The sequence below is a fragment of the Lactobacillus delbrueckii subsp. bulgaricus genome (assembly GCF_046938665.1).
Classification (GTDB): Bacteria; Bacillota; Bacilli; order Lactobacillales; family Lactobacillaceae; genus Lactobacillus; species Lactobacillus delbrueckii_C.
Genome location: NZ_JBKZCD010000001.1, coordinates 1 through 21,800 on the forward strand (window position 1 = coordinate 1; position 21,800 = coordinate 21,800).

The window sequence follows — 21,800 nt, forward strand, 5'->3', positions numbered from 1 at the left end:
CCTGGTGCACCAGGACCCGTTGTAATAAAAGCAAACTTGCTTACTCTTTCTTTTGTTTTTTCTTTCCGCAGGAATTATTTTTCAAAGAAACGATAGTTCGGATTATCTCTATTTCTGCTGGCAAAAAAGATAAAACTTTTTCTATTTTCTTTTTCAAAATAAAAAACAGACCCTGAGGTCTGTTAAAAGATTGGCTGCTATTTGCCTAATATAGATAGATGCTTACTTCAGTTCACTAACAATTTTCTCTAAGCATTCTTTGGCTTCTTCTGGCAGCGGCGTCTTTGGGTGCTCACCGTTGTACGTGTTCAGCCAGTCCAGCCGGTCCTGCATCCGGGCTCTGAGATTCTGCTTGTATTCAGCGGAGTCCAGGTCAACCGGATAGTCAGCCAGCGGCATGTAGCTGACTCCGGCAAAATCGCCAAAGGCCTGCCACTGGTCAGTATCATCCACCAGCTTTTCAATGATCTCTAAAGTCAGTTCCTTAGGAATGTTTTTCCCGCAGAAGGCATCCGTGTTTAAAACGTAGCATTCCGCTCCCCGCTTGGTAAAAAGCTCCTTGAAGTCGCCATAGTCGCCCCCAACTGGGTAAGCTCTGAAGGGATCCGCAAATGGTTCGATGACCAAAGTATTCATGTCAAAACCCTTTGGCAGATTCTCAGCTGACGTCCGCTTGGTGGCTAAAGTTAAGCCCAGGGTTGTAGCCAAAACCGGATCCGTCACCTTCAATACCGGCGGCAAAGAGTTGTCCTTCATGATCCAGAAGAGGGCCGTGATCGGATTTTCTTCCACATCAACCCGGTTGGCTGAAGTATACCGGCTCTTGATCACCCGGCCGTTATTGTTCCGGAGGTCTTCCGTAACCAAAACTTTCCGCCCTGCTTCATCCAGGGTAACCGCGCAGTTCATCACAGTCGTGTAGTACTTGGTCTCGTGGTGACCGGCTGGATAGTCGTGAGTCTTATCAAAGTAGGCCGGCTCCAAGGCTACCGAGCTGCCGTCTTCTCTTGAAATAATAAAGGCGTCGTCGTGCAAAACAGTAATATCATACTTGCCGTCATGGTCAGCGTGGGTCAAGGTTGACTTACCTGAGCCCGACAAGCCGTAAAAGGCAAATACCTTGTCTTCCTTGTCTTCAAAGTGGAAGGCTTGCTCGCCCCCGTGGCAGGCAGCATAGCCGTGCCGGTGGGCCAGGGCCCAGGCCAAGGTCAAGGTTCCCTTCTTCAGCTCACCAAAGTAGCGTAGGCCAAACACCGCGGCGCAGTTGTGCGGAGCGTCAAAAATTGCCAGTCCGTTTGGATAAGCCGGATCCTTCACGTTCGGGTCAAAGTAGAAGTACAAGTCCCCTTCATCATAAAGCTTGGATTTTTCGTACATCTCAGCCGCCTTTTCATCAAAAAAGCGGAAGTTGAGCATGTAGCTGAGCAGGTTGAAGGCCTGGTCCTCCGGCAGCAGCAAGTGGGCCTTTAAGCTAAAGGACGGGTCCAGCCCAACCAGGACCGTCGTCTTCAAATACTTCTGCTCATGGCCGGCATAAATGTCTTCATACAAACAGTTGGTCAAAGCAGCTGCGTCTTCCTCTGGATCATCGACAAAGTGCCGGGCTGATGCCGTCCGGCCCAAAATCTTGCCGTGGTTGTAAACCAATTGCTTGGCCCCGACTGGCAGACCCAAATCACTGGTGTGCAGGATCGGCAGGTCAGTCTCAATTACGCCAGGCTGACGCTTGGCCAGTTCATATGCTTCCGCTACACTCTTGACTTCATGGACATTGTTGCCGTAAAAAGCTGATTCAATAGTCGCCCGGACCCGGCTGAACTTGCTGTTCGCCTTGACCAGTTCACTCTGCTGATAGCGTTCCCGTGTACTCATGATCTCTTCCTTTCATCATCAAATCAATTATCATAAAGCGGTTTCAACCGTTTTCCTTTATGATAGCACAGGTATGTGAAGGAGTGAACTTTAATCTGCTAATTTTTGGTAAAAAAAGACAGCAGCCTGAGAGCTACTGTCGAAAATAGTATTCTTTATTGTAACTTGTTCTTTTTCAGCTTAGTTTTCGCCGCGCACGAACTTACTTGCTTGAATACCAGCTTGCCGGCCAAAGACTACAGTTTCAGCAACTGAGTTACCGCCGATCCGGTTGTTACCGTGCAGGCCCCCGGAAACTTCACCAGCGGCGTAGAGGCCTTCGATCACCTTGTCGTCCTTGCCCAAAACCTGGGTTTCAGGGTTGATGTGCAGACCACCCATCGTGTAGTGGATGGCTGGGTGAATGTGGATAGCAAAGTATGGCGCAACTGAAATGTCGCGGTCCATCCCGGTAGTCCGGCCAAAGGCTTGGTCGTCTTGGTCCTTGACTGCTTCGTTCCAGCTGGCAACAGTTGCTTCAAGACCAGCAGCGTCAACGCCGATCTTGCCAGCCAGTTCTTCCAAAGTAGCCCCATGTTCTACCAGGCCGATGTGGTCGTAGAATTCAACTGCCTTAACGTGGTCGCGGACGCCTTGGTCAAAGATGAGGTAGGCACCGTCTTCATTCAAGCCAGTGATAGCTGCTGAAACGACCTTCCGGGTGTCCAGTTCGTTGATGAAACGCTGGCCGGCCTTGTTGACCAAAATAGCGCCTTCGCCCCGGACAGCTTCCCCGATCAAGAAGGTCTTTTCACCATCAGTTTGCGCGGTTGGGTGAACTTGGATGAAGTCCATTTGCACCAGTTCTGCACCGGCTTCTTCACCCAGGATCAGACCGTCACCAGTAGCACCGGCTTGGTTGGTCGTCTTGTAGCCTTCCAGGTCTGGCCGGTACTTCTTGATGATTTCCTTAGAAGCGCCGAAACCACCAGTTGCCAGGATAACAGCCTTGGCCTTAACTTGCCGGCGGCCGTCTGGGCCAATGATGTCGATGCCAGTTACCTTGCCCTTTTCGTCTTGCAAAAGCTTAACAACCTTGGTCTTGTTGAAGACTGGAATCCGGGCTGCTTCAATGCTCTTCAACAGGCCAGTGATCAGGTAGCCGCCAACTGGCGCCATAGATGCCGGCCGGTGAGCCCGCTTCTTGCTCATCCCACCGGTAATCGTCAAGTCATCCAGCTCAACGCCGTATTGCTTCAGCCAGTCGATTGCCAAAGCAGCGTGATCAACGAAGTAGCTCAGCATTGCTTCATCGTTCAAGTTGCCGCCGCCCTTAAGGGTTTCCTGGTAGAAGTCGGCCTTGTTGTCGATGATGCCGTGCTTGAATTGAACCAGGGATTCAGCCGCGTTCATCCCTGATGAAGCCTTGCTGGTGTTCCCGCCCAAAACTTCGTTCTTTTCAAAAACAGCCACGCTGGCGCCGAGTTCATGTGCCTGCAAAGCAGCTGACAAACCGGTACCACCGGCCCCGATAACTACTAAGTCGTAGCTTGGGTTGACTAAATCAATTGGACTGGACTTAAATTCGTATTTTGCCATGATAGTTCCTCTACTCAATTATTTATTACTTACCTCCACATTATAAACCATTTTTTAACTTTTTAAAATTGAAAAGGCTATTTTTTAAAAATGTAAATTCTTTTTCTTACTTTCAAAAAGACAAAAAGAAAAGAATCTCCTGCAAAGAGAAGATTCTTTCCAAAAATTTCTTACCGGTGCTGGTGGTTCAGCTTCTTGGCCAGGAAGTCGCCGACCACTTGCACGATAAAGATCATGATGACGACCAGGACAGTGGCCAGGAAGGTCACGTCGTTGGCAAAGTCGCGGTAGCCGTACTGGATAGCGGTTGTACCCAGACCACCAGCCCCAACGGCCCCGGCCATGGCGGTCAAGCCGATCAAACTGATGATGGAAACAGTTGACACCCGGATGATTTCTGACCGCGTTTCCTTGAGGTAGACGTCAAAAATAATGTCCCAGTTGCTTGCGCCCAAGCTCTGGGCTGCTTCAACCTTGCCCGGATCCAAGCTTTCCAAAGCGACCTGGACCTGGCGGGCATAAAATGGGAAGATCCCTAAAGTCAGCGGAACCAAGGCAGCCGTGTCCCCGATTTCCGTCCCGACAATCAAGCGGGTCAAAGGTGAAATGAAGGCCAAAAGGATGATGAAAGGAATGGCCCGCAGAATGGAAATCAGCTTGTCGCAGAAGTTGAACCAGAACTTGTTTTCCAAGATCCCGCCTGGCTCGGTCAAAACCAGGATGACCCCGAAGAAGAGGCCCAGGACCCCGCCGAAGATTGACGGCCAGAAGGTCATGTAGATGATCTGCAGAATGGAGGTGCCCCAGCCGGTGTCCCCGGTCCAGCCCAAGTTGTAAATATTCGGGAAGTTCTGCGCGATCCAGTGTACCAAACCATTAATCATAAGCGGTTACCTCTTTCGTCTAATTCCGTTACCGTGACACCCTCATCGTTTAAGAACTTCAAGGTTGCCTTTTGCTTGTCCGCATCCCCCTTGACCGTGACTAACAGGGTCCCGACCGGTTCGTCAGCCAGGACTTCCACATTGCCGTAGAGCATCGAAGCTTCCACGCCGACCTCCCGGTAAAGCTCGATGATGATTGACTTGGCCACATTGTTCAAGCTGTAAACCAGCTGGTAGAGGGCTTCGTTTTCAGCCAGGCTAATGTTGAGGCTCTTCAAGGTGTCAACTACAGCCAAAGAACCGCCGACAAACTTCTGAGTCAATTCAGCCTTTGGCGCCAGGAAGACATCCCGCAAGTTGCCGTTTTCGACAACCCGGCCGTTTTCCATGACCGCCACCTTATTGGCGATCTTCTTGACCGCGTCCATTTCGTGGGTGATCAAAACGATGGTCAAGCCCAGTTCCCGGTTCAGTTTCTTCAACAGGTCCAGGATCTGGATGGTCGTCTGCGGGTCCAGGGCACTGGTTGCTTCGTCTGACAAAAGGATTTCCGGATCGTTAGCCAGGGCCCGGGCGATCGCCACCCGCTGCTGCTGGCCGCCGGAGAGCTGGGCCGGGTAGGCATTGGCCTTGTCTTCCAGGTCAACCAGCTTCAGAAGCTTGTGGCATTTTTCTTCCAGCTCATCGTCAGACAGGTCTGAGTGCTTGAGGGCAAAGGCGATATTTTCAATGACGGTCGTTTCATTAAGCAGGTTGAACTGCTGGAAAATCATCCCGATCTTCCGGCGGCGGGCCTGCAAGTCCTTGCCGCTGATCACCTGTTTACCGTCTTTGACAAAGTCGACACCCCCAACCACGACGTCTCCGGCCGTTGGCTTTTGCAAAAGGTTGATGGTTCTGACCAGGGTTGATTTCCCGGCCCCTGAAAAGCCGACGATCCCGTAGATGTCGCCTTTTTCGATGTGCAAAGTCACATCCTGCACGGCCTGCACATCGGCAGCCTTTTTCCGCTTAAAAGTCACACTGACGTGGTCCAGTTGAATAATGCTCATATGATCAAAGCTTCTTTCTAGGTTAAGTTAAAAATCTTAGAACTTGGCATCCCAAGCCGCAACTTGCTTGCTACCGTAGTACTTCTTGTACAGCTGCTTGGTCTTTTCAGTCTGGTAAGCCTTAACGACTTCCTTGTAAGCCTTCTTGTTCTTGTCCTTCTTGCGGGCAACGATGATGTTGATCCATTGGTATGAGTCCTTGTTGATTGGTTCAACGTAGATGGTTTGCTTGTCGCCCAGACCTGCCGGGTTAGCGTAGTCGTTGTTGACAACAGCAGCGTCAACTGACTTCAGAACTCTGGCAGCTTGTTCAGTCGCAACTTCTTTGATCTTGAAGTTCTTCGGGTTGCTCTTGATGTCAGCAACTGAGTACAGCTTGGTTGCGCTGGTCCCCTTCAGGGTGATCAGGCCGGCGTTCTTCAGAACCAGAAGCGCCCGGGCTTCGTTGGTCGCGTCGTTTGGAATGGCGATCGTTGCCCCCTTAGGCAGGGACTTCAAAGACTTGTACTTCAGTGAGTAAAGGCGGATTGGCGCAATGTAGGTCTTGCCGATGGCAACCAGGTTGCTCTTGTTGGCCTTGTTCCAGTTGTTGAGGAAGTTGTAGTGCTGGAAGGCGTTAAGGTCCAGGTCCCCTGACTTCAAGGCGCTGTTTGGCTGGTTGTAGTCAGAGAAGTTCTTGGTCTTGACAATGATACCATACTTCTTCTTGGCCGTGGCCGCTACACTCTTCCAGATGGCCCGTTCAGCCTTGGTTGCCCCGACAGTCCCGACGGTTACCGTCACCGTCTTGGCGCTTTGCTGGCTGCCCTTCTTGCCAAAGGAGAAGAAGGCGATAACGGCAATGACCACAACGGCCACGGCAGCGATAATAATGTTTCTTTGTTTCTTTTTTCTCATGATTAATACCTCCAGAAACACAGCAGCAATCCCGAAAAAGCGGCAGTCAAATTTGAACGGAAAAGAAAAAGCGCCTGCCCTTGATAAAGGACGAGCGCTCGTGATACCACCTTTAGTTCATTCATTACTTGCGTAATAAATCTCACCAGCTGTCTCTGACAAATAGAAACAGCTTGCTTGTTTAACGAGAGCAACCCCGGCAGCGGCTAAATATCACCGCGGCATATCATTCCAAGCCCATGTTCACCGGAACTCTCCTGGCGGCTTTCACCATCTGCCGCCTCTCTGTAAAGGATCGTCACCCGACTACTCTGCTTTTCGAGATAACTTTTCTTAACTTGATGCTCTAAATTTATCATTATTTTTTAAGCAAGTCAAGCCTTTTTCTAAAAAAACTGTTAAAGCTCGTCCCGGTCCTTGCCATAAGCGGCTAAAAGGTCCCGCAGCTTGGCATCTTTTCCCTTCTCCGTCAGCACGTTGCTGACTTCTTTGATTCCATCGCAGATCCGCGACATGATTCTGAAGAGGGTCATGCCGGCAAAGAAAAGGACGACAACCGTGAAGACAGCCCGGCCTGACAAAGGACTCAGCTTGAAGAAGTCAGGGATGAAGATAATTGACAAGATGATGCAGACCACCGACAGGGCCAAAACGCCCAGCTTGTACTTGTTAAGTGGCCGGGAGATCCAGAAGAGGACCATCAAGCCCACCAGGACCAGGAGAGCCGTTGACGCGGTAGCAACTTCATTGTCCCCGATATTGGTAAACTTGTTGGTCAAGACCAGGATGCTGACGGCCAGCCAGTCGGTAATCCCGCCTGGAATCGACTTAGTCAGGATATTGACCGTGAAATTGCCCCGGATCCGGGAATGGTTCTTTTCCAGGGCCAAAAGGAAGGAAGGCAGGCCGATCGTAAAGCTGGAGATCAAGGTGATCTGGGCCGGCTTGATCGGATAGTTGATCGTCAAGATCAAGGAAAAGACCGCCATCAGCAAGGAGAAGATGTTTTTGACCAAAAAGAGGCCAGCTGAACGTTCAATATTGTTGACCACCTGCCGGCCTTCATTGACCACCTGGGGCATTTTGGCAAAGTTTGAGTCCAGCAAGACCACCTGGGAAGCCTGAACCGCCGCGCTATTGCCTGAAGCCATGGCAATGCTGCAATCAGCTTCCTTCATGGCCAGGATGTCGTTAACCCCGTCCCCGGTCATGGCCACGGTCTTCCCGATCTTCTGCAGGGCCTGGACGAATTCTTTCTTCTGCTCGGGCTTAACCCGGCCAAAGACATTGTATTCAGCCATGGCCTGCTCATATTCGCCTGGCTTGATCGTCTGGGCATCGATATACTTCTCTGCCCCGGCAATCCCGGCCTGGCCGGCCACCCGGGAAACGGTGACCGGGTTGTCCCCGGAAATAACCTTGATTTCCACCCCTTGCTTGGCAAAGTATGCAAAAGTCTCCTTGGCCTCTTTCCGGATCGGATTGGACAAAAGGACGTAGCCCAAGACTTCAACTTCCTGGGCTAATTTCTCTTTTTCATCTGCCAGTTCTGCCGGATACTTGGCAAAGGCCAGGACCCGGTAGCCTTCTTCCGGATAGCGGGCAAATTCTTCCTGGCAGGCTTTCAGCTGCGAGCGCAGGATCATTTCCGGTGCCCCCAGCAAAAGGGTGTAGCCTGCAAAAACCGCCCCGCTGTACTTGTTGACTGAGGTAAAAGGAATAATCCTTTTGGCATTGACCAGGGGCTGATCCTGGCCAAACTTCTGGCTCAAGGCCTCAGCCGTGATATTGTCGACAGGCATGTTGGAAACGTAGGCGGCAAGCCGGTCTTCCAAATCATTTCCCGGGTAATTTTTGGCCGGGACGACTTTTTCCACCGCCATCTTCGGCTCAGTAATCGTCCCTGTCTTGTCAACGCAGAGGACATTGACCCGGGCCAGGGTTTCCACGCTCTTCATGTCGTGCAGCATAACCTGGTTGCGGGCCAGGCGCATGGCGGCCAGGGCCAGGGCAACCGTCGTCAGCAGGTAGAGCCCTTCCGGGATCATGCCGATAATAGCTGCTTCCATGGAACTGATGGATTCAGCAAAAGACCGGTGGTTGAGGAAGTAGGCCTGGGCAAAAAGGGCTAGCCCCATTGGAATAATGATGATGCCAACCCACTTGATCAAGCGGTTGATGGCCCGGATCATCTTTGACTCTTCTCCCCCGCCCATAGCCTTGGCCTCCGCCGTTAATTTGGCGATGTAGGATTCGCTGCCTACCTTGACCAGCTGGGCCATGACTTCGCCGGAAACGACGAAAGAACCGGATAAGAGCTCGTCGCCAACTTCCTTGGCAATTTCATCGCTTTCCCCGGTTAAAAGGGATTCATTTACCCGGACGCTGCCGTCGACCACCTTGGCGTCGGCCGGGATCTGGTCACCAGCTTTCAAGAGGACCAGGTCTCCTTCAACCAACTGGTCGATTGGCACCTGCCGCCTTTTTCCGCCTCTCAGGGCTAAAAGCTTGGTCTGGTTTAAGACCTGCAGCTTGCTTAAAACAGATTTTGCCCGGATTTCCTGGACGATCCCCACGATCGTGTTCAAAATGATCACCGGCAAAAAGGTCAGATCCCGGATATCCCCGGCAATCAAAAGCAGGATGGTCAAAACCAGGAAGATCAAGTTGAAGTAGGTAAAGGTGTTTTCAACGATGATCTGCCGGTTGGTCTTGAACTCATCATCAATGGCGGTGTTGACCTTGCCGGCCGCGCTTTTCTGCGCGACCTCCTCCTCGGTCAAGCCCGTCTCCAAATTTGTTTTCATAACACTCACATCTCACTTTTCACTGCTTGCCTGCTATTTTTTACGCAGGTAAGTCTCAAAGACATAGTCATACTTATTCTTGCCGTCTGCCTGGTGGGCTTCACTCTTTACCAGGGCAAAAGCCGACCAGTCAAGGTCTGGCATGTAGGTGTCAGCGGGAAAAATTCCCTTGATTCGGGTCACTTCCAGCTTGTCAACCTGGTCAGCCAGCAGGGCAAAGAGGCTGGAGCCGCCAATAACGCAGACTTCCCCCGCCTGCTCCTTCAGCCAGGCGGAAACTTCTTCTTCGCTTTTCAGCTGCAAAACCCCAGCTGGCAGGTCTAATTTCCTGCTGGAAAGGACGACATGCTGCCGGCCAGGCAACAGGCCCGGCAAGGACGCAAAAGTCTTTCTCCCCATCAGCATGGGGTGGCCCATGGTTTTTGCCTTAAAATGGGCTAAATCAGCTGGCAGGTGCCAGGGCAGGCGGCCCTGGTAGCCAATGGCGCCTTTTTCATCTTCTGCCCAAACGTAGCTAAGCATTTCTTCACTCTTTCTAAACGGCGACCGGGGCCTTGATTGTAGACCCGTGCTGGTAGTTGACCAATTTAATATCAGCCATTTCAAAATCAGCTACTTTTTTCTTCTCTGGATTCAGCCACAAAGTTGGCGCGTCAAACGGCGTCCGCTTCAGCTGCTCTTCCACTTGGGCAAAGTGGTTCTTGTAAATGTGGGCATCCCCAATAGTGTGCACAAACTCGCCCACTTCCAGGCCGGTCTCCCGGGCAATCAAGGACAAGAGCAAAGAGTAGCTGGCAATGTTGAAGGGCACGCCTAAGAACATGTCGCCTGAGCGCTGGTAAAGCTGCAAGCTGAGCTTGCCGTCAGCCACGTAAAACTGGAAGAGGACATGGCACGGCGGCAGGGCGCTGGAAGGAACGTCTTCCGGGTTCCAGGCCGTTACGATCAAGCGGCGGGAGTCAGGATTGGTCTTGATCTGCTCAATCACGTCCGCGATCTGGTCGATAAAGCCGCCGTCCCGCTTACCCCAGTGCCGCCACTGGGCCCCATAGACGTCACCCAGGTTGCCGTATTTTTGGGCAAAAGCTTCATCATCCAGAATCCGCTGGCAGAACTTTTGCATTTCTTCGTCATAGACTGCCTTAAACTCCGGGTCCTTTTGACTCCTGAGGCCAAAATCAGTCATGTCCGGGCCCTGGTATTCCGGGCTGGTCACCCAGTTCTTGAAGGCCCATTCGTCCCAAATGTGGTTTTTATGTTCAAGCAAGAAGCGGATGTTGGTGTCCCCCCGCAAGAACCACAAAAGCTCACTCTTGATCAGGCCGAAAGGCACCCGCTTGGTCGTCAGGATCGGGAAGCCCTGGCTTAAGTCAAAGCGCATCTGGGCCCCAAAGAGGCTTCTGGTCCCCGTCCCGGTCCGGTCATTTTTGTCATTGCCTTCCGTCATGATCTTATTCAGTAAGTCTAAATATGCTTGGTCTTGATTTGCCATTTCCTTGTCCTTTGCAAAAACTTTTTACTTCGCTTTACTTTAAGTCTAACAGAATTTTTTAGCTGGTGTTAATCTTTACAAAAAGCTTTACAGATGGAAAAAGCCCCGGCAGAATTTCCCTGCCAGGGCTTTGATTTCTCTTCTTGTTTTAATTAATTTACCTTGAAAAAGGCCTTTTTCCCGGACAGGGTCCGCTCAATATCGGTCATGCTCTGGAAGAACATATTCTTGACCGCCATCTTGGTATAGTAGGCTGAGTGCGGGGACATGACCACGTTTGGCAGGTTGATCAGCTCCGTGTACTCGTCCGGCAGGGAACCCACATCCTCAAACTTGCGGCCGAAGATTTTTTCTTCCCCTTCCAAAACGTCCAGGGCGGCCCCGCCGATTTCATGGTACTTCAAGGCCACGATCAAGGCCGCGGTATCGACCAGTTCACCTCTTGACTGGTTGACCAGGATCGCGTCGTCTTTCATCTTGGCAAATTCATTGGCGCTGAACATGCCCTTGTTTTCCGGAGTCAGCGGAATGTGCACCTGGACGATGTCGCTTTCCTTGATCAAGGTCTTAAAATCGACGAAGTCCAAAAAGGGCTCTAAAGAAGCATTGTAGACCGGGTCATAGCCGATAACTCTGGCCCCCAGGGCATGGTACATTTCTGCCGCGGCTGCCCCGATCCGGCCCAGGCCGACGATGCCGACCGTCTGATTGAAGATTTCATCACTCATCAGTTCCGTTGGCCGGGTGAAGTCTCCCCGCCGCATCTTCCGGTGGTAGTAGCCCCACTTGCGCAAGAGGTACATGGCCCCGGTCAAGCCGTTTTCCGCGATTGCCCGCGGTGAATAAGCCGGCACATTAGCAACGGTAATTCCGTATTTAGCTGCCGCTTCCAGGTCAATATTGTCCGCCCCCACCTTCCGCAAGGCCAGGTGCTTGACGCCGCCAGCCGCCAAGGTCTCAAGGTCAGCCGCCGTCAAGGGCTCCGCCTGCTGGGTCGAAACCGCATCAAAACCCTTGGCCAGCTCTAAATTATCGGCCGTCAAAGGGCTGTGGGTATAAGAAATTTCATCATCTGGGTGCTGGTCCTGCCACTCTTTTAAAAAAGCTTCTTCCACCGGCGTAATGCCGAACAAGTATGCCTTCATCTTTTTTCTCCTCAATTAACTGACAAATTTTGTCAAATATCTTCTCGTTTATGCTGATTCTGGTATCCTAGGTTAAAAGCCTGGTGCTTTTTATATATTATGACAAAAAAATTAAAAGATAGCTAGAGTATTTTTTAGATATCGCTTTTTTTAACACTCCTGTAATTTTTAACTAAAAAGCCAGAAAAAGGCAAAAAGCTTGATAAAAAATAGAAACAGAAACAATAGAAAGGACAAAATCCATGAATGAAGATAATGACTCCCGCTATATCCAGCCCCGTGACAGCCTGGAGGCCATGGAACTGATCCAAAAGCTCTTCAACCAGTACCGGCGGGCTCCCTTGACTCCCGAACTTCTTGCCTACCACCAGAACCTAATCGAACGCCTGGAAGGCGACATCCACCAGGCCGCTGAAGCAGAGGGCCAGGCTAAAAGAGTCCAGGAACTGGACCGGATGATCAAATTGATGAAGGACTGGACCGCCATCCGCCTCTCTGGCCGGCCCTTTAACGCCAAAATGCGCCACTTCCGCTTCCTGCCAGAGGGCGGCCAGGTCAAATTCAAGCGGCATCCCCACAAAATCAAGGCCAGCTCCAGCCACCGGGCCAGCCGGCATTAAAAAAACGAGACCAAGCGGTCTCGTTTTTGTTTGCATATCTTAATTTGCTAACTACCAGCTACTTAATGTAGGCGTACTTGTAGCTCCACTGGGTACCAGCATTGTTGTGGATGATCCCCTTGACCTTGCTATTTTGCAGGTAGGCGGTCGTCTGCTGGTAGATCGGGCTGACTGCCTGATCGGCGTTGGCCACTTGGGCTGCCTTAACCAGGTCCTGCCAGCGCTTGTTAACGTCGTTGGCATCAGTCGTCAAAGCCTTATTGATCAAGCTGTTGTATTCCGCATTGTTCCACTTACCGTAGTTGTAGGAAGTCCCCTTTTGCAAGATCTGCATGAAGGTCATCGGGTCGCTGAAGTCCCCGCCCCAGCCGGAGACGTAGATGTCGAAGTCCCCGCTTGAAGCCTTGGTGTAGGCGTTCTTGCTTGGAATGGAGTTAACCTTCACGTTGATGCCGGACAAAACCTTAGTCCATTGGGACTGCAGGTACTGGGTCAGAGCGTCGGCGTTGGTGCTCTCGTTTGAAGCCAGCAAGGTCAGGTTCAGGTTCTTTAAGCCCAGTTCCTTCAAGCCGGTCTTCCAGTACTTTTCAGCCAGCTTTTCATTATAGTCAACGGTATTCGCCACCTTTTGCTCCTTGGCAAAGTCTTCCTTGTTAGCCGGGTCATAGGCCAGGCCGGAAGCCACGAAGCCAGTTGGCACGCTTGACCCGTCACCGAAGACCTTGCTGGTCAGAATCTTCCGGTCCAGTGACAGAGACAGGGCCAGGCGGATATTCTTGTTGTTCAAAGCCTTCTTAACTGTCGCGTCCTTGGCCTGGAAGTTGTAGGCCAAGAAGGCAACGTAGGAATATGGGTAGGTCTTGAAGTCCTTGTTCTTCTTCAGCTGCTTAACCTGTTCACTGGATAACGGAGTGAGGTCCAGCTTGCCCTGCTGGTAGAGCTGGTAGCCGGTGTTCGTGGTCTTAACGACCTGGTAGCTGATCTTGCTCAACTTGACTGCCTGCTTGTCCCAGTATTGGTTGTTTTTGACAAAAGACCAAGTATCATTGGTCCCCTTCCAGCCGGTGATCTTAAATGGGCCGGAGTAAAGCATGTACTTGGAGCTGGTCGCGTACTTCTTGCCCGTCTTCTTGATAAAGGCTTCGTTTTGCGGCCCAAAGAGCGGGTAAGCCATCAAAACTTTGAAGTAGGCAATCGGCCGGTTGAGCTTAACTTGCACGGTTTCCTGGTTCAAAGCCTTGATGCCCAGGCTGGACGGATCCTTCTTGCCGGCAATGATTTCATCGGCGTTCTTGATGCCGGAGAAAAGATAGGCGTAAGGCGAAGCAGTCTTGGGGTTGATCGTCCGCCGCCAGGAGTAGACGAAGTCCTGGGCGATAATCTTTTCCCCGTTGGACCACTTGGCATTAGACCGCAGCTTGAAGGTCCAGGTCTTGCCATCCTTGGATACAGTGCCGGACTTGGCTAAGCCGGCGGCTGGCTGCCCGTTCTTGCCCAAACGGTAGAAGCTTTCAAAAACGTTCCCCGTCTGCCCGTAGCCGGTCGCCTTGCTGATGTCGATCGTATCCAGCGGAGCGGTCGCGCTAAGCTTTAAAACCTGCTTGTCCTTACTTGCTGAGCTTGAGCTCTGCTGACTGCCGCAAGCGGCCAGCAGGAAGGCGGCACTGACGCTGACGGCGGCAAGGGTGAATTTCTTGATCTTTTGCATTTTTTCCTCCTGAAACAAAAAAGCAGCTGCTCCCTAAAGGAAACAGCTGCTTCATTTGCCACTAAGCTAACAATTACTTGGCAAATCACTTGGTCTGAGCTAAATCCAGTTTAGGCAACACAAAACAGTCGTATGACATAAGTGACATACAACAAACGCACATAGTTTGGTTTTCTTGCATTGCAAACATGATTTAGCTCCTTTCTCAATTTGATTTAATTCAATCTTACAGACTCACTTACTAAAAGTCAACGATTTTTTATAAGATTTTTCCTAATCCTTAATTGTCAAGAAGTCAGGCAGATCCCGGCGGGGAGCCTGGTAGCCGTTGACGTACTCATCTTTGCCATAACCCAGGCCGATTCCCATAGCCAGGGTCTGGTCTTCTGGAATCCCCATAATTTCCCGGACACTGGCTGGGTACTTGACCAATTCATAGGCCGGCATGCTGTCAATCCCCTTTGCCTTGGCGGCAAGCGCCAGAGTCTGGGCAAAGGCTCCCAGGTCATAGACTGACCAGAGGTTGGACTGCTTGGGAATAGTTAAATAGGCAAGCGCCGGGGCATAGTAGAGATTTTTCTGCAAAATATTAGTCCTGAGGTCCAGCAATTCCGGCGTGTTCAGATATTCCTGGCTGGCCTGATTGTGCCGGGCCATGTTTTCTCTTGGATAAGGATCCCAGTCCTCCCGGTGCCAGGTCTCCCAGTCTGGGGATGCCGCCGTCCCTGCTTCAGCCAAAGCCAGGTGGCGGGCATGGATCTTTTTGGCTGTTTCCCCCATAGCCAGATAAACCCGCCAGGGCTGGGAATCTACCCAAGACGGAGCGAGGCCGGCCAAGCGGATTACTTCTTCCAGGTCTGCCCGGCTGGGCTCCTTGCCTTGGTCAAAATAGCGCGTGCTGTGGCGCTTTTCAATTGCATCAATCGCGTCAGTCATTTTACACCTCTCTTAAATATTGATCATTTTTGTCCTTGTTTTTTGTAAGTATAGTTCAAAATTGACTGAATAGCAAAAATATCGTTATAATTGACTCAAAAGCAGAACTTTTATTTCAATGGAAAGCAGGATATGGACAAATGGGTTTAACCTTTAAAAGACAAGACGACTTAGACAAGCTCTTCGACAAATTCGCCAGCGTTCCCGACCCGAAGAAAGCCGCTTCCGGCAAGGGCAAGGAAAAGAAAGACGACAAAGCTGCCGGCAAAGAGGCAAAGTAAGCCGCTTGTTGGCGGCTTTTTATATTTTATAAAAGTCGCTAAATTTTCCGGTAAATCTGCCCATCCCTGCCCTATTTAGGCTAAAATTAACTTGTAAGCATTTGCAATTATTTTCTTTAAGGATGTGAGCATCTTGGACAACAGCAATTTGCTGACCTACCTGGAATGGCGCGGCGACATTCCCTTGGAAAAGTCTCCTTTCAACGAAATCGACGCTTTAGTCTTAGCAATTTTTTCTTATCTTAACCTGGAAAAGTACATCCCTTCCGGCAACAAAGAAGTGACAGTGAGCGAAATCGCCGAGAAATACTTCGCCTCTTCCTTCACCGGCCTGGACGCCAGCCAGTACCAGGAGCTCTTCCACTTGATGAGCGAAGCCGACCGCTTTAAGGATGCCCGCTTGTCCCACTTCAACACCGTTTTGACTGACCAGTGCCAGTTCAGCGCCTTGAAAATTGTCCTTGAAGACGGCACCCACTATGTGGCCTTTAGAGGGACCGACGACACCCTGGTTGGCTGGCGGGAAGACTTTGAGATTTCTTTTAAAGAAACCAAGGCCCAGATCTTAGGTGCCCGTTACCTCAAGGACCTCCTGGCCGGCGACTCAGCTGACTACATCCTGGGCGGCCACTCTAAGGGGGGCAACCTGGCTGAATACGCCGCCTTGAATCTCCCAGAAGACTACCGGGCCCGGATCAAGGCCGTCTATACCTTTGACAGCCCCGGCCTGGCCAGCGAAGCCGGAGTCGACTACAACGAGGACTTCTTGCAAAGGGTCCTCCGCCGCTACGTACCCGACTTTTCGATTATCGGCCGCCTCTTTGAACCAAGAGAGGTCGACCCGGTCATCGTCTACTCAACCAATGGCAATATCGCCCAGCACGATACCTATTCCTGGCAGATCAAAGGCAGCCATTTCGTGACCCGCAAGCGGCCCAATCCTGAGTCCCGGGTCTACAACCAGCTGATCAACCAATGGATCGGGTCAGCCAGCCTGGAAGAGCGGGAAGCCCTAACCCAGGACCTCTTTGATGCCCTGGCGGCCAGCGGATCGAGCAAGATCAACCAGCTGGCCAAGAACGGCTTCGGGGGCTTCGGGGCCATCCTTTTGTCGGTGACTAACTCCTCAAGGCGGACCAAATTCATTTTGGGCAACCTCTTTTCCTCGATCTGGCAGTTGATCAAGAACCAGCAGATCGGAGCAGCCTTGTTCAGCCGGGACACCATGGCCGGCTGGCTCCTGGTCCTGCTCGGCATCATCAGTCTGACAGCACCTAACTATGCCTTCAAGGCCTTCGGGGTGCTAGCTGCTGTCGGGGGGATCATTTTCAGCGTCAACCATATCCTCACGGTCTCAGTTTCGGCCTTTAAGCCGCAGCAGAAACGCTTCTTCCTAATTACCTACCTGGTCTTGTTCGCGGTCTCTATAGCCCTTTTATCGAGCAACCAGCTCCTGGTCTTTTTGGCTCACTACTTCCTGGGGGCCTTCCTGCTCTTTTACGCCTATGGCCGCAGCCGCAAGATTATCTTAAGGCGGCAGACCGGGGTCTTCCGCATAATCATCACCGGGGCGGAAGCCATCATTTCTTTTGCCCTGGGGATCATCGTAATCATCAACCCAGAATACTTCAACCACCAGTCGATCATCGAAATCGGGATCCTCTTGATCATCTACGGAGCCTTCAAGCTGGTGGCTGAGCTCTTCAACCACCGGCCGCAAATGCCGAAAAAGCACCGGTAAACGCAAAATGCCCAAAGGAAAATCCTTTGAGCATTTTTGTTTTGTCTGCTATTCTTCGTCCAATCTGGCTTGGATCCAGTCCTTGACCTGGTCAACGTTCAGCTTAGTCACTGATGAAAATGGCAGGAAAGTCACATTGTCCTTATTCAAGTTCAAGTGCTTTCTGAAGGCTGCTTCAGTCTTGTTAAAAGCATTCTTCTTGATCTTATCCATCTTCGTGGCCACTACTAAAATCGGCAGGTTGAGATACTGGGCATAGTCATACATGGCAATGTCGTCGGCGGTCGGTTCGTGGCGGCCATCGATCAGCAGGATCAAGCCCTTGAGGTAGGCCCGGGTTTCCAGGTAATCCTGGATCATTTCCCCGAACTCTTCCCTCTGCTTCTTGGAGACCTTGGCATAGCCGTAGCCCGGCACATCGACCAGGTAAAAGTCAGCTTGGTCGCTGTCCACCCGGTAGAAGTTCAAGGTCTGGGTCTTGCCCGGCGACGAGGAGGTCCGGGCCAGGTTCTTTCTTTGCAAAAGGGTGTTGATCAAGCTGGACTTGCCCACGTTTGACCGGCCAGCCAGGGCGATTTCATCCAGGCCGCCTTCGGGGTACTGGCTGGCTTTAACCGCGCTGACGGCAAATTCTGATTGGTTAATGATCATCGGCAACCTCTTCCAGTTCGCGGCGGACCACCTTCGGTTCGCCCATCCCGGTAATTGTTTCCGGCGTGATAATGACCTTGCTGATGTCGCTTTCGCTCGGCGTCCGGTACATGATGTCCATCATGGCATTTTCAATGATGGTTCTAAGACCTCTGGCCCCCATCTTCCGTTCAATAGCCAGGTCAGCAATCTGCTTGACGGCGGCAGGTTCAAATTCCAGGTCAACCCCGTCAAGGGAAAGCAGCTTCTGGTATTGCTTAATCAAGGCATTCTTTGGTTCAGTCAGGATCCGGACCAAATCAGCGCTGTCCAGCCGGTCCAAGGTAGTGATAATCGGAATCCGGCCAATGAATTCAGGGATCAAGCCAAACTTGACCAAGTCCCCGGTCGTCAAGAAACGGTTCCAGTTGTCATCATCAACCTTGCCAGATTCTTGTTCTGCCCCAAAACCGATGGTCTTCTTGCCCAGCCGGTTCTTAACGATTTCTTCGATACCGTCAAAAGCCCCGCCGACAATGAAGAGGATGTTGGTGGTGTCCATCCGGATCATTTCCTGCTGCGGGTGCTTGCGGCCGCCCTGCGGCGGAATAGAAGCAATGGTCCCTTCCAGGATCTTCAAAAGGGCCTGCTGGACCCCTTCACCGGACACGTCCCGGGTAATCGACACATTTTCTGACTTCTTGGAGATCTTGTCAATTTCGTCGATGTAAATGATCCCCCGCTGGGCTCTCTCCAGGTCGTAATCGGCATTCTGGAGCAGCTTAAGCAGGATATTCTCGACGTCTTCACCGACATAACCGGCTTCAGTCAAAGTAGTCGCGTCCGCGATCGCGAACGGCACATTCAAAATCCTGGCCAAAGTCTGAGCCAGGTAGGTCTTGCCGGACCCGGTTGGCCCGATCAAGGCAATGTTTGACTTCTGTAATTCGGTTGAAGAATCAACATCCATTTGACTGATCCGCTTGTAGTGATTGTAAACCGCTACGGACAGAACCCGCTTGGCCCGGTCCTGACCAATCACATACTGGTCCAGTTCTTCTTTAATTTGCATTGGCTTGGGAAGCTCGCGCGCTTCCTTCAGTGAATCCAGACGCAGCTCATCATCAATGATCCGCTTGGCGAGTTCAATGTCCTCGTTGCAGATGTATACGCCGTTACCGGCAATCATTTTCTTTACTTGGCTGGCAGACTTGCCGCAGAATGAGCATTTCACTTCTTCTGGATCTGTAAACTTAGTAGCCATGTATTCCCTCCTCTATTTGCTAAAGACTAGATTAGCATAAATACGGGCAACTTGCGCGAAATTAGCCTTGTATTTTTCATCAGCCTTGGCAAAAGAAAACCCCAAAAGGGGCAGTTGCCACTTCTGGGGGATTCAGTCTATAGACAGGCGATTACTTGTCTTCTTCGTCTTCGCTGCCTTCTTCAAGCTTAGCCTTAGCTACTTGCTTAGCGCTGTCAGTGATCAAGTCCATTGCCTTGCGGACGTTGATGTCGTGAGCCAGCATTTCGTCGCTCAAAGCGTTGCGAACTGCCTTTTCGCTCATGTTGTAGTTGTCAGCCAGGTCCTTGATTTCAGCGTCGATTTCTTCCTTGCTTGCTTCGAAGCCTTCCTTGGCAACGATTGCTTCCAAAACAAGATTAGTCTTAACGCGTTCAGCAGCGTTTGCTGACAATTGGCTGCGCAGTTGGTCTTCAGTCGTGTTAGTCAACTTGAAGTAAGTTTGCGGGTCAATCCCTTGACGTTGCATGTCGCCCAAGTATTGGTTGAGTTGGTTGTCAACGTCTTCTTGGATCATCACGTCAGGAATTTCTTCCACAGTAGCGTTCTTGACTGCAGTAGTGATCGCTGCTTCTTGGATAGCTGCCTTGGCTGCTTCTTCCTTTTCGGACTTCAGTTCAGCCTTGATCTTTTCCTTCAATTCGTCAAGGGTTTCAACTGAGTCGTCAACATCCTTGGCAAATTCGTCGTCAAGTTCTGGCAATTGCTTTGCCTTAACTTCGTGGATCTTAGTTGCGAAGTGAGCTTCCTTGCCAGCCAGGTCCTTTGCGCCGTAGTCTTCTGGGAAGGTTACGACAACGTCAACTTCTTCGCCGGCGCCGTGACCAACCAGTTGGTCTTCAAAGCCAGGAATGAAGGTGTTTGAGCCCAGTTCCAGGGAGTAGTTTTGTGCTGAGCCGCCGTCAAATTCAACGCCGTCAACAGTACCAACGTAGTCGATGGTTACAGTGTCGCCGTTTTCAGCCTTGTCGTTCTTCAAAACCATTTCAGCGTTTTGTTCTTGACGCTTAGTCAATTCAGCGTCGATGTCCTTTTGGTAAACGCGGGTGTTTTGCTTTGGTACTTCAATTTCAGTGTATTGGCCAAGTTCAACTTCTGGTTCAACCGTTACGATTGCCTTCATTTCCCAGGCCTTGTTCTTGTCCATTGATACAGGAACGATTTGAGGTTGGCCAACTGCCTTGATGCCAGTTTCCTTGACAGCAGCGCTGTAGGCTTCTGGCAAAGCAAAGTTCAAAGCGTCTTCGTAAAGAGCTTCTTCACCGTAGTATTGGTTGAAGATTACACGGGAAACGTGACCCTTACGGAAGCCAGGTACACGCAAGCTCTTCTTTACGCGGTCAAAAGCCTTGTCCAGGCTCTTCTTGATTTCATCTTGAGAAATTTCAAAAGAAAGTTCACCAGTAGTCTTACCGGTAGTTTTCCAGTTAGCAGACATTAATCAAATACCTCCAATGTCTATTTTGAGTTTGCTACTTTGCATACTTAAATATCTTACCTTAAAGACGGTCAAAAAACAATCAAAGTACTACAAAATAGGGCTTTTTTGGATAAAAAAAGGCGTTCTTCTGAGAAGAACACCTTTTTACACTGTTAGAACTAAAATTCAAAAACTAAAAATTAGTCGTCAATTTCAGTAACTTGGCCGGCACCAACAGTTCTACCACCTTCACGGATAGTGAACTTAGTACCAACTTCGATAGCGGCTGGCTTGATCAAAGTAACTGAGAATTCAGTGTTGTCACCAGGCATAACCATTTCAGTACCTTCTGGCAATTCAATTTCACCAGTGATGTCAGTGGTGTGGAAGTAGAATTGTGGACGGTAGTCTGAGAAGAATGGAGTGTGACGGCCACCTTCGTCCTTGCTCAAGATGTAGACTTGACCCTTGAAAGTTTCGTGGGTCTTGATTGAGCCTGGAGCTGCCAAAACTTGACCACGAACGATTTGGTCACGGTCGATACCACGGAGCAATACACCAACGTTGTCGCCGGCTTCACCCAAGTCAAGAGTCTTGTGGAACATTTCCAAACCAGTTACAACTGAAGTCAAGACCTTTTCTACCAAACCAACGATTTCAACGCTGTCGCCAACCTTAACAGTACCACGGTCGATACGGCCTGAAGCAACAGTACCACGACCAGTGATAGTGAAGACGTCTTCAACTGGCATCAAGAATGGCTTGTCAGTTTCACGTTCTGGAGTTGGGATGTATTCGTCAACAACGTCCATCAGTTCTTCGATCTTCTTTTGAGCTTCTTCGTCGCCTTCAAGAGCCTTCAAAGCTGAACCACGAACTACAGGAACATCGTCACCTGGGTAACCGTATTCTGAAAGCAAGTCTCTTACTTCCATTTCAACCAAGTCGATCAATTCTGGGTCGTCAACCAAGTCGCACTTGTTCAAGAAGACTACGATGTAGTTAACACCAACCTGACGAGCCAACAAGATGTGTTCACGAGTTTGTGGCATAGGACCGTCAGTTGCGGCAACAACCAAGATAGCACCGTCCATTTGAGCGGCACCAGTGATCATGTTCTTGATGTAGTCGGCGTGGCCTGGGGCGTCCATGTGGGCGTAGTGGCGCTTTTCAGTTTCGTATTCAACGTGGGCAGTGTTGATAGTGATACCACGTTCCTTTTCTTCTGGAGCTGCGTCGATTTGTGAGTAATCTTCAGCTTGTGCCAAACCCTTCTTAGCCAACACAGTAGTGATAGCTGCGGTCAAAGTAGTCTTACCGTGGTCAACGTGGCCAATAGTACCAATGTTAACGTGTGGCTTAGTTCTAACGTAATGTTCTTTTTCTGCCATTAAAATGACCCTCCTGAAATTTTACAAGAAGTCCGTTGAGACA

18 protein-coding genes are annotated in these 21,800 nt (G+C 50.7%); 3 read left to right on the forward strand and 15 right to left on the reverse strand.

Features of this window, described 5'->3' with window-relative positions; genetic code table 11:
• Window positions 1-222: 222 nt before the first annotated feature.
• From ACLUXO_RS00005 to ACLUXO_RS00045, 9 genes are all read right to left on the reverse strand, one after another.
• Window positions 223-1,872: a phosphoenolpyruvate carboxykinase (ATP) gene (locus ACLUXO_RS00005; protein ID WP_412135818.1), complete on the reverse strand. Its 1,650-nt coding sequence runs from the start codon at window positions 1,870-1,872 to the stop codon at window positions 223-225.
• Window positions 1,873-2,052: 180 nt separating this feature from the next.
• On the reverse strand, window positions 2,053-3,450 hold the full coding sequence (locus ACLUXO_RS00010) for a flavocytochrome c (RefSeq protein ID WP_412135819.1): 1,398 nt from the start codon (window positions 3,448-3,450) through the stop codon (window positions 2,053-2,055).
• 170 nt (window positions 3,451-3,620) lie between these two features.
• A complete protein-coding gene (locus ACLUXO_RS00015) occupies window positions 3,621-4,334 on the reverse strand; it encodes a methionine ABC transporter permease (protein WP_003613663.1) in 714 nt (237 codons plus the stop codon).
• On the reverse strand, window positions 4,331-5,386 hold the full coding sequence (locus ACLUXO_RS00020; RefSeq protein ID WP_412135820.1) for a methionine ABC transporter ATP-binding protein: 1,056 nt from the start codon (window positions 5,384-5,386) through the stop codon (window positions 4,331-4,333). The genes ACLUXO_RS00015 and ACLUXO_RS00020 overlap by 4 nt, the downstream gene beginning before the upstream one ends.
• Window positions 5,387-5,422: 36 nt before the next feature.
• Window positions 5,423-6,283 carry a MetQ/NlpA family ABC transporter substrate-binding protein gene (locus ACLUXO_RS00025; protein ID WP_412135821.1) on the reverse strand — a complete coding sequence of 287 codons (861 nt, stop codon included), beginning with the start codon at window positions 6,281-6,283 and terminating at the stop codon, window positions 5,423-5,425.
• Between the two features lie 398 nt (window positions 6,284-6,681).
• Window positions 6,682-9,090 (reverse strand): HAD-IC family P-type ATPase, encoded by a 2,409-nt coding sequence (locus ACLUXO_RS00030; protein WP_412135822.1) that lies wholly within the window; start codon window positions 9,088-9,090, stop codon window positions 6,682-6,684.
• Between the two features lie 33 nt (window positions 9,091-9,123).
• Window positions 9,124-9,612: a dihydrofolate reductase gene (locus tag ACLUXO_RS00035; RefSeq protein WP_412135823.1), complete on the reverse strand. Its 489-nt coding sequence runs from the start codon at window positions 9,610-9,612 to the stop codon at window positions 9,124-9,126.
• Window positions 9,613-9,625: 13 nt separating this feature from the next.
• Window positions 9,626-10,582 (reverse strand): thymidylate synthase, encoded by a 957-nt coding sequence (locus tag ACLUXO_RS00040; RefSeq protein WP_412135824.1) that lies wholly within the window; start codon window positions 10,580-10,582, stop codon window positions 9,626-9,628.
• 152 nt (window positions 10,583-10,734) lie between these two features.
• Window positions 10,735-11,727, reverse strand: a complete 993-nt coding sequence (locus ACLUXO_RS00045) for a D-2-hydroxyacid dehydrogenase (RefSeq protein ID WP_412135825.1) — start codon at window positions 11,725-11,727, stop codon at window positions 10,735-10,737.
• A 242-nt stretch (window positions 11,728-11,969) separates the two neighbouring features.
• Here ACLUXO_RS00045 and ACLUXO_RS00050 point away from each other — a divergent pair, with 242 nt between their 5' ends.
• Window positions 11,970-12,347 carry a hypothetical protein gene (locus tag ACLUXO_RS00050; protein ID WP_412135826.1) on the forward strand — a complete coding sequence of 126 codons (378 nt, stop codon included), beginning with the start codon at window positions 11,970-11,972 and terminating at the stop codon, window positions 12,345-12,347.
• 58 nt (window positions 12,348-12,405) lie between these two features.
• Here ACLUXO_RS00050 and ACLUXO_RS00055 read toward each other — a convergent pair whose 3' ends face one another.
• Both ACLUXO_RS00055 and ACLUXO_RS00060 read right to left on the reverse strand, forming a co-directional pair.
• Window positions 12,406-14,055 (reverse strand): peptide ABC transporter substrate-binding protein, encoded by a 1,650-nt coding sequence (locus ACLUXO_RS00055; RefSeq protein ID WP_412135827.1) that lies wholly within the window; start codon window positions 14,053-14,055, stop codon window positions 12,406-12,408.
• Window positions 14,056-14,328: 273 nt separating this feature from the next.
• Complete coding sequence (locus ACLUXO_RS00060) at window positions 14,329-14,991, reverse strand: nitroreductase (protein ID WP_412135828.1); 663 nt, start codon at window positions 14,989-14,991, stop codon at window positions 14,329-14,331.
• A gap of 140 nt (window positions 14,992-15,131) precedes the next feature.
• Between ACLUXO_RS00060 and ACLUXO_RS00065 the strand changes: the two genes are divergently transcribed.
• Window positions 15,132-15,272, forward strand: coding sequence for an SPJ_0845 family protein (locus tag ACLUXO_RS00065; protein ID WP_412135829.1), 141 nt, complete (start codon window positions 15,132-15,134; stop codon window positions 15,270-15,272).
• Between the two features lie 133 nt (window positions 15,273-15,405).
• Entirely contained in the window at window positions 15,406-17,013 is a 1,608-nt protein-coding gene (locus tag ACLUXO_RS00070; RefSeq protein ID WP_412135830.1) for an Mbeg1-like protein, read from the forward strand.
• Window positions 17,014-17,061: 48 nt separating this feature from the next.
• Here ACLUXO_RS00070 and yihA read toward each other — a convergent pair whose 3' ends face one another.
• The 4 genes from yihA to tuf all read right to left on the reverse strand — a co-directional run bounded on the left by yihA (window position 17,062) and on the right by tuf (window position 21,757).
• Entirely contained in the window at window positions 17,062-17,664 is a 603-nt protein-coding gene (yihA, locus tag ACLUXO_RS00075; RefSeq protein WP_412135831.1) for a ribosome biogenesis GTP-binding protein YihA/YsxC, read from the reverse strand.
• The gene (clpX, locus tag ACLUXO_RS00080) at window positions 17,654-18,907 is read right to left on the reverse strand and encodes an ATP-dependent Clp protease ATP-binding subunit ClpX (protein ID WP_003612593.1); all 1,254 of its coding nucleotides are present in this window, start codon (window positions 18,905-18,907) and stop codon (window positions 17,654-17,656) included. Before clpX ends, yihA begins: the two co-directional genes overlap by 11 nt.
• A gap of 151 nt (window positions 18,908-19,058) precedes the next feature.
• Window positions 19,059-20,384: a trigger factor gene (gene tig, locus ACLUXO_RS00085; RefSeq protein WP_412135832.1), complete on the reverse strand. Its 1,326-nt coding sequence runs from the start codon at window positions 20,382-20,384 to the stop codon at window positions 19,059-19,061.
• Between the two features lie 182 nt (window positions 20,385-20,566).
• Window positions 20,567-21,757 carry an elongation factor Tu gene (gene tuf, locus ACLUXO_RS00090; RefSeq protein WP_300616111.1) on the reverse strand — a complete coding sequence of 397 codons (1,191 nt, stop codon included), beginning with the start codon at window positions 21,755-21,757 and terminating at the stop codon, window positions 20,567-20,569.
• Window positions 21,758-21,800 lie beyond the last annotated feature (43 nt).

Excerpts from the sequence above, each read along its gene's own strand:
- ACLUXO_RS00045 (WP_412135825.1), bottom strand. The coding sequence starts at position 11,727 with ATGAAGGCATACTTGTTCGGCATTACGCCGGTGGAAGAAGCTTTTTTA.
- ACLUXO_RS00050 (WP_412135826.1), top strand. The coding sequence starts at position 11,970 with ATGAATGAAGATAATGACTCCCGCTATATCCAGCCCCGTGACAGCCTG.
- ACLUXO_RS00065 (WP_412135829.1), top strand. The coding sequence starts at position 15,132 with ATGGGTTTAACCTTTAAAAGACAAGACGACTTAGACAAGCTCTTCGAC.
- ACLUXO_RS00040 (WP_412135824.1), bottom strand. The coding sequence starts at position 10,582 with ATGGCAAATCAAGACCAAGCATATTTAGACTTACTGAATAAGATCATG.
- ACLUXO_RS00015 (WP_003613663.1), bottom strand. The coding sequence starts at position 4,334 with ATGATTAATGGTTTGGTACACTGGATCGCGCAGAACTTCCCGAATATT.
- ACLUXO_RS00055 (WP_412135827.1), bottom strand. The coding sequence starts at position 14,055 with ATGCAAAAGATCAAGAAATTCACCCTTGCCGCCGTCAGCGTCAGTGCC.
- ACLUXO_RS00005 (WP_412135818.1), bottom strand. The coding sequence starts at position 1,872 with ATGAGTACACGGGAACGCTATCAGCAGAGTGAACTGGTCAAGGCGAAC.
- ACLUXO_RS00025 (WP_412135821.1), bottom strand. The coding sequence starts at position 6,283 with ATGAGAAAAAAGAAACAAAGAAACATTATTATCGCTGCCGTGGCCGTT.
- ACLUXO_RS00060 (WP_412135828.1), bottom strand. The coding sequence starts at position 14,991 with ATGACTGACGCGATTGATGCAATTGAAAAGCGCCACAGCACGCGCTAT.
- ACLUXO_RS00020 (WP_412135820.1), bottom strand. The coding sequence starts at position 5,386 with ATGAGCATTATTCAACTGGACCACGTCAGTGTGACTTTTAAGCGGAAA.
- ACLUXO_RS00030 (WP_412135822.1), bottom strand. The coding sequence starts at position 9,090 with ATGAAAACAAATTTGGAGACGGGCTTGACCGAGGAGGAGGTCGCGCAG.
- ACLUXO_RS00010 (WP_412135819.1), bottom strand. The coding sequence starts at position 3,450 with ATGGCAAAATACGAATTTAAGTCCAGTCCAATTGATTTAGTCAACCCA.
- clpX (WP_003612593.1), bottom strand. The coding sequence starts at position 18,907 with ATGGCTACTAAGTTTACAGATCCAGAAGAAGTGAAATGCTCATTCTGC.
- tig (WP_412135832.1), bottom strand. The coding sequence starts at position 20,384 with ATGTCTGCTAACTGGAAAACTACCGGTAAGACTACTGGTGAACTTTCT.
- ACLUXO_RS00035 (WP_412135823.1), bottom strand. The coding sequence starts at position 9,612 with ATGCTTAGCTACGTTTGGGCAGAAGATGAAAAAGGCGCCATTGGCTAC.
- yihA (WP_412135831.1), bottom strand. The coding sequence starts at position 17,664 with ATGATCATTAACCAATCAGAATTTGCCGTCAGCGCGGTTAAAGCCAGC.
- tuf (WP_300616111.1), bottom strand. The coding sequence starts at position 21,757 with ATGGCAGAAAAAGAACATTACGTTAGAACTAAGCCACACGTTAACATT.